Here is an 11678-nt window from a genome sequence, read left to right as displayed (position 1 = left end):
GGGAATGCCAATTAATTTTGTCCGGACAAATTATGTGTCATGTTGATCTTAGGGAGAGAGCTAATTTTTGATAGTTAGTTTAATCGAATAATAACAACAATATAAAAACAACTAAGAATATTAACCACATAAAAGGTCTTGGAATATGAAAAAACAATTCGCCCACCGATTTGTTACACATGCAGTAAAAGCTGCATTGCTTTCATCAATAATTACGGTTACACCACAAGTATTTGCTGAAGATAAAGATGATGCTGTAGAAAAGAAATCAACTAAAATTGAGCATATTGAAGTAACGTCACGTCGTCGTACTGAATCATTAAATAAAATACCGGTATCGGTTGTATCATTTAATATGGACGAGATGGAAAAGTCAGGCATTAAAAACATTAATGACTTGGCATCAAATGCAGTTGGTTTTTCTATGGAAAAAACCTTTGGTCGCCAAGCTGATATACCGGTTATTCGTGGTGTATCTTGGATCCCAGGATTTGGTTCGCAAAAAGCTTCATATTTCATTGATGGAATTTATTACGCAGGTTCAATTCAAAGTCTTCCAATGGATTTGATTGAACGTGTTGAGATCATTAAAGGTCCACAAAGTGCCTTATTTGGTCGTCGTACTTTCTCAGGTGCTATCAACTTAATAACTCGTCGTCCTAATGATGTAATGTCAGGTTATGTGAATGGCACAATTGGTCAAAACGGTAATCAACAATTTGGTGCTGGTGGTTCATTACAAGTGAATGATGAGCTTGCTATTCGTGCGTCTATCTCGACTGAAAGTTACGATGGTGATTGGACAAATGAGCGAGTCGATGGACCAAATATTGGTGGTGAATCATCAGATTCTATAATGATAGGTGCATACTATACACCTTCAGATAAGACTGAAATTAGCATTAACTATGTGAACAACAAATTTGATGATGAACATCAAGTGTTCATCTTCCAAGGTGCTGACGAAAACAACTGTTACTTAGATACTCGTGCTTATTTCTGTGGTGAAGCTAACTTAGATAACCCAATTGCAATTGGTGGCATTTTAGATAATGACGAATATGGTCTACGCGGAACACGTGAACATTTAAGTTTTAAAGTTGAGCATATATTTGATGCGGGTACATTAACTTGGATGTCTGGGTCTAATACTTATGACGCAGAAACTGGGATTGACCAAACGTATGCAGGTTTAGATCAAGCGTTTAGCTTTGGTTATTTTTATGGCGGACCTTATTTAGAAGATGCGTCGTCATGGCATTCATTTGATGAAGCAAAATCTGACGAATACAGCCATGAAATTCGTTTTGCCTCTTCAGCTTTTGACGAAAAACTATTGTGGTCATTGGGCGCTTATTTATGGCATTCAGAAAATGATCCAGATGATCCAGACGCTTTTGTTTCTACTGAAGAAAACTCGGCGTTAATGGGGATGGTTTCATACCAATTTACGGATCAATTTAGCTTATCAGCTGAACTTCGTAACTCAACAGATAAAATTACAACAGAAGCGTATGACAATCTAATTCAAGACCCAACGTATGCAAATACGAGTAATGAGTTTTCAAGCACAACGACACGTGTTATTGCTGAGTATAATTTAGATAAAGATACCATGATGTATGCCACTCGTTCAGAAGGTAATAGCCCAGGTGGTTTTAATGCGGACTCTACTTTACCAACGAACTTAATCATCGTTGAAGAAGAAGAAATGGTAATGTTAGAAGCGGGGGTTAAAACCACAATTCTTGATGACAGCCTTTATCTTTCTGCCGCAATCTACAACATGGATTGGGACAAACAGCAGTTAACGGATAGTTATTTATCGGAAGAAGGTGCGCCTCCTGCGTCGTATACATCTAATGCGGGCAAAACCGAAGTTAATGGTCTTGAAGTTCAAGGTAAGTACATCATTACTCCAGATATGAGCTTGGATTTCGGCTTCTCTCAAACTGATGCGACGTTTGTTGAGTTATTTGATGGTAATCATTGTCGTATCATTTCTGGTTTAAGCACCGCTGAGTGTAATCAACCAAGTAATTTAACGACACATGGTGACTTAAAAGGTAATACACCTCCACAAGTGCCTAAAAATGAAGTATCACTTGGCCTTAATTACAGCACGGCATTAACGTCTGACTTTGATATCTTTACACGTCTAGATGTGAACTACGATTCAACACGTTACGCACATGTTCATAATTTAATTGAAACGGGTGCTCGTACATTAGTAAATCTAAATGTTGGCGTTGAAAACGAAGATTGGCGTGTAACAGCTTGGGTTAAAAACCTAACTGATGACGATACTCCAACGTATGTATTCCGTTACGTAGATGTACAAAGCTTTGCTTATGGTAGTCGAGCATTCCCAATCGCACCAAGTCGTGGTCGTGAAATGGGCATCACCTTCTCATATATGTTTGAAGGTATCTAAACCGTAATTTAACTATACCAAAGCGAGCTTAATGCTCGCTTTTTTTATACAAAAAATTTAACTAGATGAGTCCCAATATGAAATTAACACCTATTGCATTACTCCTATCGTTAATGGCGTCTCCAGTGATGGCCAATGAAAGACCAACAGATAAATTATTGTTAAAGTTTGACCGTTTAATTCAAGGTGAGTTTGATAATTACAATCAGGTAAATTTTGAGTCTAATCAGTTTTTAGCCGTGAATGATGTACCAAAGCAACACCACGCTCGTTTGTATCAACGCATTGTGAAATTAGATGTACCGCAGTTAGGGCAATATGTTTATTACCAACAAGTACATGATGGCGGCAAAGATAAAGCGATTTATCGACAAGCGCTTTTGATTGCACAAGCTAATCATACCAATCAAACCATAGTGGTAAAAAACTTTAAGTTTAATAATCCAAAGGCTTATATAAACCTATGGTCAGAAGCTGAAAAGACGATAACTTTGGCCGACTTAAATGAATTGGGTAGTGGTTGTGACTCAATCTTTCATTCTATTGGCAATGGCTTTAAAGGCGGTATTAACCAAGACGATTGCGTAATCAAAACAACGAAAGGCAGTGAGATACATATAGCAACAGAACAACTAATAAATGAAGATGAGTTTTGGCATTTAGAGGAAGGTTACTTAGCTAATAACAAAGAGTTATTTGGGCGTGAGGATAATGTCCCGCATAAACTTAAACGCGCCAGAAACTTTAAATGTTGGGCCGCGTTTAAAACAGATAAGCTAAAAGCCAATGGTGAGCATGAGTGGGACTTTTTTGCCAACAGGATAGTGCATAACCAAGGCGATATAGCTCAATTTACCACAACGGATGAAATTCCAAAATCGTATTTTATTCGCTTAAAGCAAACCGAGTTTCCTGCGGGGAATAGGCCAGATGTATTTGAAATGTTTATTCATGAAGATTCTGAACAAGCTAAAAAAAACTATAAAAAAGCACTGTCTTATACATGGACTAATAGGGAGGCCGAACGTTTGGGTATTAACTTGCGGTGGATGCAATCAAGCTGCTCGTTGATCAAGTAATTTGATTTATTCGATTGAGTATAGGGTTCAACAAAAAAAGCCGCTTAGAACCATATTCTAAGCGGCTTTCCAATGTATATTTTAAAGAAGATTAAACATGTTTCTTAATCTGACTAATTAATACTACCGCTAAGGCTGTAAGTGCAGTGAACACAATAAATGCAGGTTGGTATGAGCCGTAAACGTCAAACATCTTACCGGTTACAAATATACCTAGACCACCACCAAAAGCATCTAATACCGTAATTGTTCCAAGTAGTTTACCTGAAGCTTTTAAGCCAAAACTGTCGATGGCATTAAGTTGGAATAAGGTATAGAAACCACCCCAAGCAAAACCAATAATAGCAACGGCGAGTAGTACCGTGTCTTTACCTGAAAAAATTAATGCAATTAAGCCAACTAACATTAATGATAAATTACTATAAAGTACTTTTTTACCTTTGATCTTATCGGCAATAAGACCGAAGGCAAACTTACCAATCAGGGCTGGTGTGAATAACATTGCAAGGCCAGCAGCAGCCGATTGGATATCAAACCCTAAGTCTTGTAGATGTAAAATTAAGTTAGCTTGCAGACCTAATAAACAATAAAAAGTAAACATAGCGATCAAGGCAATAGACCAAAATGACTTGGTTTTGATCGCGTCTTTATATTCCATTCCATGTTGAGAAATGTCTTGTTGTTCGGCGTTACTGTTTTCCATACCGTAAGCAACTAGACCAACGTCAGCAGGGCGGTTTTTAACAAGTAGCGCGGCTAATACGAATAACACAGTAGGGATAAGTGCCGCAAGTTGAAACGCTTCACGCCAGCTCATGCCATCTGCCATCCAGCTACCAAACAAAGGTGCTAACAAAGCACCACCTAGAGAAGTGCCCATTACTGCAATACCAATAGCGGTACCACGTAATTTAACAAACCAGTTTGAAACCAAAATAACAGCTACGTTTAAACCACAAGCAAGTAGTACAACACCAAATGCCATATGGATGTAATACATATGCTTAATTTCAGTTATGGTGCCATAAGCAAAGGTTGCAGCACCTAGAATGACAGAACCTGCCATGATCAAAGACTTAACACCAACGCGGTCAATTAATATTCCAATTACAGGGGCTAACAAACCAGTAACCACCAAGGTGATGAGACCGCGAAGTTTCAAATCGCCACGTGACCAGTCGGTAAACTCTGCCAATAATGCACTATCAAACGCGGTGATTGCGGTCAATGTCATACCGTTTGATACTAATAAACACAGCATAGCAACGAGTACCATTGCCCAGTGCATTCGTTTATTTTGTACACTTTTTTGTTCGTTTAACGCTGATGTTTGTGATGTCATAACTTCTCCTTAAGTAGACTAGTTGTTGTTTGCGCCCGGCCAGTTTTGACCGCCAACCCAAGTGCCCGCGTAGTCTTTAAATTCTGTAATGTCTATGCTGTGCCAAATGGCAGCAGCATAATATGGATCTGAATGTAATAGTTTTGTCGCCTGCTCAATGGAGTCAGCTTCAAAAATATATAAAGAACCAATATGTGTGTTCTCTGAGTTACCCACTAATGGGCCCGCAACTTTTATATTATTCATATTGTGCGTCACCCATTGGAGGTGCTGATTGAGTAACTCTAACCTCTTATTCTGGTTGTCGCCGTTGTCTAAACATCGAAAAGATACCAACATCAACGATTCCTTTAGTAGTAGATAGTCGCCAGACGTTATCCCACACCAAACCAAAATGTGGTTTGATAATTATCAATTGCAGACTATTCGGGAAACAGCACAGTGCTGTAACTGAAACGTTTAGCTGGATAAATACTTTCAGACACTAAAATGATATTAGTTTGACCTTTATCGTAATAATGACGAATGATTTGCAGGGCTGGAGAATTCGACTCGCTACCGATTTTGTTGGCAACTAATTCAGGCATTAAAATCGAGGTAATAGTTTGTTCAACTTTGCCTATTTTATTACTGTCCAGCGTTTCTTTTATTGTTTTGATTGCGCTGGTTATATCTTTTAACCCAACATCGACATGATCCTGCTGAGGTTTACGATAAATATAGGTATAACAGATTGGTTTTTTATCGTGTGGTTCGTGACGTATCCCCCCTAATTGAATATAGGTATCACCTTGATTGGCATTAATAAGCTCAGCTTGTTGTTGAGTTAGCAAAACAACATCAGATTTATCTAACTTAAAAATAGTGGCATTACCATGCTGCAATAAATCTTGTACTGAACCAATAAATGGATTGATTGCTTCAGGCATAGAAGTACGTAAAACATTTGTTCCAGAACCTTGTCGTCGCTCTACCAAACCAGTATTGGTTATATATCGGAGTGCTTCACGGGCCGTATGTCGGCTGATTTTAAAATGTTCACACAGTTCTTTTTCTGTCGGCAAAGAATCTCCCACACTAAATTCACCATTTAAAATGCGATTAATAAATTGCTCACCTATGATTTGATACTTAGGCATGGATGTTTTGATATTTGTCATAACTCAATTCTATTATTTTGCTATTTGATTGTTATTATCAATGTGGAATATGTCCGGACAAATTTAGAGTAATCTAATTTTATATAAAAGCCAAATATCATGAATTTACAACCATCATTAACACGTCAATTATTAACACAGTTACACCGTCGTCCTATTACGGCGCAAGATCGAAAACGTGCGGCGTTACATGTTTTAGACTGGATTAGCTGTGTCAGCTTAGGGAAAAATTCAGAAGTAGGAAAAGTATTCCAACAATTTGTCGATGATGAAGTGATTGACTCAAACCGAATGGCGACTAACTTGTTTTCCGGTTACGTCCATTGGCGACAAGCCTTAACGGTTAATGCAGCTCTTGGCAATGTTTTGGAAATGGATGATATTCATCGTAGTTCTATATTACACCCTGGACCTGTTGTGATCCCAACGGCTTTAGCCTTGGCCGAACGTTGTGATAGTTCGATGGAAGTGTTTCTTGATGCGGTTATTTGGGGTTATGAAATTACTATCAGATTAGGTGAGTCTATTGGCCGTAGTCATTATAAATTTTTTCATAATACGGCTACTTGCGCGACATTTGGTGCGGCATTAGCGGCCAGTAAAATATTAGATTTATCAGTACAAAAAAGTGTTTGGGCATTAGGTAATACCGGCAGTCAAACTGGTGGTTTATGGCAAATGCGCAATGAAAAAGTACAAACAAAACAATGGCACAATTCGCAAGCCGCATTAGCGGGGGCAAACGCAGCACTATTGGCCAACAAAGGACTTTCTGGCCCTGAATATATATTGGAAGGGCCTCAAGGTGTGTTAACGGCAATGTCTCAAGATGCAGAGCCTGAGAAGTTTTTAGCAATCTCAGAGAATTGGCGTATGTACGATTGTAGCTTTAAACCTTGGCCCGCTTGTCGTCATGCACATCCGGCAATAGACGTGATATCTCAAACATTAATAACACATCCAAACATCAAAGCTAACAACATAATTAGCGTTGAAATACATACGTATAACGATGCAGTGGTGTTCTGTGACCGGCCAATTCCTGAAACAGAATTGCAAGCTAAGTTCAGCATTCAACATGCGGTATCTGCGTTGTTATTGTGGGGTGAGCCAGAATTACAACATTACCGCGAAAGTCATATTAATAATGAACAAATAGCGCTCATGAGAGAGAAAGTTACAGTTCTTGTCGATGATGATATTGAGGCAGATTATCCTTTTCATTATGGTGCTAAATGCGTGATGTCACTTATTAGTGGTGAACGTATTGAGTTGTATCATCGAGATACTTTGGGCGATCCAGAGCGTCCCATGTCAAAACAACAAATAGACGATAAAGCTCATAAATTGATGGGTGAATCCGGTATTCCTGCAGACACAATTAAAACCTTATGTTCGTTAGAGTGGGCAGATAGTTCTGCATTACACGACTTAACAAAATTATTGGGTAAGGGTTCTAAGTGACAGATATAAATAACACCGCTATACAAAAACTTATCTCGCATATAGAAAATACGGATTATGACGATTTACCAGAAAGTGCGGTATTGGCTGCAAAAACATTTATTTTAGACTCAATTGGCGTTGGTATCAGCGGATCTCGTGTTGATAAAGTGGATTTGGTCAAACAAGGTTTGTCCCACTATGGAGCGTCAAAACAAGCACAGATATGGGTTACTGGTGAGTGGGTACCAACCAATGTTGCAGCAGCAGTTAATGGTTATCAAATACATAATCAAGAATGGGATTGTGTGCACGAACCTGCGGTAGTACATCCAATGGCTGTGATCTTATCGGCATTAATGTCCTACGGTCAGCGTGAAAATATCAGTGGTAAACAGCTGTTGTTAGGTTGTGTGATTGCGGTAGATGTCGCTACGTTAATTGGTGCGAGTGCTACGTCAGGATTGAAGTTTTTTAGACCATCAGTGTGTGGCTGTTTAGGCGCAACTGCGGGTATTTGTGCCATGTTAAGTATTAAAGGCGAAACATTAAAAAATGCATTAGGCATAGCTTACAGTCAAATCAGTGGAACGATGCAAGCTCATGTTGAAGGTTCGCCGATGTTAGCGCTACAGATCAGTGTAAATTCAAACAATGCAATCAATGCCGTCGATATGGCAAGAGCTGGTTTTGAAGGCCCCAAAGATATTTTGGAGGGACCTTTTGGTTATTTTAATTTGTTCGAAGATAGCCACGATTTAACCTACTTCAATCAAAATATAGGTAAAAATTTTCAAATAGAACAAGTTAGTCACAAGCCATTTCCAACCGGAAGAGCCGGTCACGGAACGGTGGATGGGCTACAAGAGTTACAAACCAAACATGGCTTTAGGGCAGAACAAATAAAACAAATTCGTGTGAGCGCGACACCGTTAATCAATCGTCTGGTAGGACGCCCTATTAAGCCTGATATGGACGTCAGTTATGCCAAATTATGTAACGGGTATATTGCCGCCACTGCCTTGTTAACCGGCACCGTTACTGTGCAAGATTTTGATGCGGATAAACTCATTGATGCAAAAAGATTGGCTTTGGGCGCTAAGGTCATTACTGAGTTAAATCAGGTTAGTGATCCTAATGCTTTAGCGCCGGTTTCGGTCAGCGTAGAGTTGAATTCTGGCCAACAGTTTACCATTAGCTTGCCTGCAATTTTAGGTAATCCACAAAGGCCGCTTTCGCGAAAAGCTCAAGAAGATAAATTTAGGGCTGCCTGTTTAAGTGCTAAAACGCCATTTAACGCCACTCAAATAGATAATTTGATAAATAGCATAGACGAATTAGACCAGATCCAAAATATTAGTACCTTAACCGCGTTAACCATAAATAATTAATTAGGCAGATAAAATGAGCAGTTACCCTACCTATTTTGAATCTTTCGATCACAAACAAATGTTACAAGATTACCCATTAGGGGATGAGTTTGTTGAACGTTTTAAAGGCATGAGCCAAAACGAATTAAGAAAGTTACAAAATGAAAGATTCATGCATGTTGTTAATCGTGCATGGGATATTCCTTTTTATCAGCGAGTCTGGGGCAATGCAGGGGTAAAAGTTGAAGATATTAAGTCACTAGACGATATTGAAAAACTGCCTTTGATTTCTAAATCAGACATTATGGATAGCGTTGAAAAATTTCCACCAATTGGTGATTTTCATGGCTTAGATGCTATCCCAAAAGAACAAAGACCACCGATAGTATTTCATACAACCTCAGGGACAACAGGTACACCACAACCATTAATCTTTGGCCCTAAAAGCCGTGAGATTCAGTCGTTATTGGTTGCCCGAGGTTATCGTTTTATGGGGCTAAAACCGGCAGCAACGGTTCAATCTTGTTATGGTCACGGTATGATAAATGGTGGCCATTATATTCGCGAAGCCGTTACTCATTACACTAATGCTATGTTTTTATCTGCGGGAACAGGGGTAGAAACGCGTTCAGTACAACAAGTTAATCTAATGAAAAGTTTTGGTACTAATGTCCTGGTGGGTTTTGTTGATTACATTAAACGCTTATCTGATGTTGCTCGCGAAGAAGGCATTGAGCCCGGTAAAGATATCAAAATCGACATGATCATAGGTCATCTTGGTATGGAAAGCCGCGAAGCCATTGCGCAAGCATGGGGTAATGCAGAATATAAACCTGAACTATTTGATTGGTATGGTGTGGGTGATACAGGATGTATTGCTGCTGAAGGTCCGGATCATGACGGTATGCATGTATGGGAAGATGCGCAGTATTTAGAAGTCTTAGACACAGAAACTAACCAAGCTGTAGCCGATGGAACCAAAGGTAACATGGTGGTGACGTGTTTATACAAAGACGATGTTTACCCAATCATTCGATTTAATACCCATGATATAACGGAAGTTGTGCCAACTAAAAATAGCACAGGGTTACCATTTAAACGAATTCGTGGTTTTATGGGGCGTTCAGATAATATGGTTAAGTTACGTGGAATCAATATTTATCCACAAGGCATTGGCCCTATGATGGATGAACAAAACGAATTCTTAGGTGAGTTCATTTGTAAAGCCGTGCGAGATGTTAATGGACGTGATGAAATGATCGTGATGATAGAAGTCAGCACACCTGAAAATGAACGTGCCAATGTACTCCCTACATACAAAGAATTATTAAAACGTAAAATTGGTATTGAAGTGTTAGTTGAACTGGTGGGTGAAGGTGAACTTACCCCACTTACCCAAGTCGACGTAAGACAGAAGCCAATTCGTTTAATTGACGATAGATTTTAATTTAGTTGGTACTCGGATGATTGATATAAAACGATTAAGTTCTGATTTAAGCGCGCAAATCGCCGGGATTAAATCCGGCCAGATCAGTGCCACTGATTTAGCTAAACAACAAATGGCTCTTATCCAGTTAGTGAATGACAAACTGAATGCGTTTATATCGATTGCACCTGATTTTGATGTCACAGCCAGTAAAATATATTCAACTTCACCGCTCGCAGGTATAAGCGTGGCGGTGAAAGATAATATTGATGTGTTTGGTTTTAACACCACTGCAGGGTTAGAGATTTTACGCCATAACCAACCGCAGCAAGATGCGTTTGTAATTGAGAAGTTGCGTAATGCTGGTGCTGTTTTTAGTGGCAAATTAAATATGCACGAAGGCGCGTTAGGGGCAAGTAACCACAATGCGCATTTTGGCAATTGTTATAACCCAAATGATTTAACCGCAACGCCGGGTGGTTCTTCTGGTGGTTCTAGTGCAGCGGTTGCCGCATGTTTAACGCCGTTAGCTTTAGGCACGGACACTATGGGGTCGGTACGTATTCCTGCTAGTTATTGTGGTGTATTTGGTTTTAAAGCAACCCGCGGAGCAATCAGTAATAGTGGCAGTGTGGCGTGTAGCCGTATGATGGATAATATTGGTTCTATTGCACGTTCTGCCCGAGATTTATCTTTGGCATTTGAATTGATGCAAGGTTTTGATATTGATAATGCAGAATCTAAATCGTTAGACTATCAAGATCAATTACCGGCCAATCCAGTGTTATTAGTCCCTGATAATTTGTTGGAATTGGGTGTTGAAGCTGATGTTATTACTGACTTTGAACACAACATCAAAATATTCGAACAAATGGGCTGCAGCATAAAACGCTTTAGTTTTGGCGGTTCTGTAAACGGCCAATACGACTTTGGTGCAGCACGTCGAGCAGGGTTAATTATCTGTGAAGCAGAAATGCGAGTTGAACACGGTTATGCTTGGCAAAATCAAATTGAAAACTTTTCTCCTTATCTAAAAAGCTTATTAAGTTACATTGACCAAAAGTCACCAATGGATGTGATTAAGTCTCAACGTGACCTTGAAAAGGCCGTGGTATTAGCGCGTCATTTATTCACCCAAGGTGACTTTTTGTTGATGCCAACCGCACCACAACGTGCATTTAAAATGAATGAACCAGTCCCAGCCAATCAGGCCGATTTAACCAGTTTTGCTAACCATGCAGGTTTATGTGCTGTGTCTATTCCTATGATAACGGAACATACGATGCCAGCCGGTATGCAGATAATGGGCGCGCCAAATACCGACAGACAAGTATTATCATTAGCTGAACAATGGCAGCAACTTAGTGGCTTCGAGTATCAAGTACCCGCCATAGTCCAGCAACTTATCCAAGAATCAAATTAAG

General features: G+C 39.4%; 9 protein-coding genes. 6 read left to right on the top strand and 3 right to left on the bottom strand.

What is annotated here, in order from left to right:
* Positions 1–145 precede the first annotated feature (145 nt).
* A complete protein-coding gene (locus KO505_RS16745; RefSeq protein ID WP_216056609.1) occupies positions 146–2434 on the top strand; it encodes a TonB-dependent receptor in 2289 nt (762 codons plus the stop codon).
* 77 nt (positions 2435–2511) lie between these two features.
* Entirely contained in the window at positions 2512–3513 is a 1002-nt protein-coding gene (locus KO505_RS16740; RefSeq protein WP_216056608.1) for a chromophore lyase CpcT/CpeT, read from the top strand.
* Between the two features lie 91 nt (positions 3514–3604).
* Here KO505_RS16740 and KO505_RS16735 read toward each other — a convergent pair whose 3' ends face one another.
* The 3 genes from KO505_RS16735 to KO505_RS16725 all read right to left on the bottom strand — a co-directional run bounded on the left by KO505_RS16735 (position 3605) and on the right by KO505_RS16725 (position 6015).
* The gene (locus tag KO505_RS16735) at positions 3605–4855 is read right to left on the bottom strand and encodes an MFS transporter (protein WP_216056607.1); all 1251 of its coding nucleotides are present in this window, start codon (positions 4853–4855) and stop codon (positions 3605–3607) included.
* Positions 4856–4873: 18 nt separating this feature from the next.
* Positions 4874–5194, bottom strand: coding sequence for a YciI family protein (locus KO505_RS16730; RefSeq protein ID WP_216056606.1), 321 nt, complete (start codon positions 5192–5194; stop codon positions 4874–4876).
* Positions 5195–5277: 83 nt separating this feature from the next.
* The gene (locus tag KO505_RS16725; protein WP_216056605.1) at positions 5278–6015 is read right to left on the bottom strand and encodes a GntR family transcriptional regulator; all 738 of its coding nucleotides are present in this window, start codon (positions 6013–6015) and stop codon (positions 5278–5280) included.
* A 99-nt stretch (positions 6016–6114) separates the two neighbouring features.
* Here KO505_RS16725 and KO505_RS16720 point away from each other — a divergent pair, with 99 nt between their 5' ends.
* From KO505_RS16720 to KO505_RS16705, 4 genes are read left to right on the top strand one after another with little or no spacing between them, the layout of a single operon-like run.
* The gene (locus KO505_RS16720; protein WP_216056604.1) at positions 6115–7479 is read left to right on the top strand and encodes an MmgE/PrpD family protein; all 1365 of its coding nucleotides are present in this window, start codon (positions 6115–6117) and stop codon (positions 7477–7479) included.
* Positions 7476–8849 (top strand): MmgE/PrpD family protein, encoded by a 1374-nt coding sequence (locus KO505_RS17610; RefSeq protein ID WP_371820015.1) that lies wholly within the window; start codon positions 7476–7478, stop codon positions 8847–8849. Before KO505_RS16720 ends, KO505_RS17610 begins: the two co-directional genes overlap by 4 nt.
* 13 nt (positions 8850–8862) lie before the next feature.
* Positions 8863–10275 (top strand): phenylacetate--CoA ligase family protein, encoded by a 1413-nt coding sequence (locus tag KO505_RS16710; protein WP_252731883.1) that lies wholly within the window; start codon positions 8863–8865, stop codon positions 10273–10275.
* Positions 10276–10291: 16 nt separating this feature from the next.
* Positions 10292–11677, top strand: a complete 1386-nt coding sequence (locus KO505_RS16705) for an amidase (RefSeq protein WP_252731881.1) — start codon at positions 10292–10294, stop codon at positions 11675–11677.
* The last annotated feature ends 1 nt before the right edge of the window (position 11678 follow it).

The organism is Psychrosphaera sp. F3M07 (assembly GCF_018860345.1).
In the GTDB taxonomy this organism is placed as follows: Bacteria; Pseudomonadota; Gammaproteobacteria; order Enterobacterales; family Alteromonadaceae; genus Psychrosphaera; species Psychrosphaera aquimarina.
Note: the sequence above shows the minus strand (reverse complement) of the source record. Positions and strands in the feature narration are given on the sequence as shown.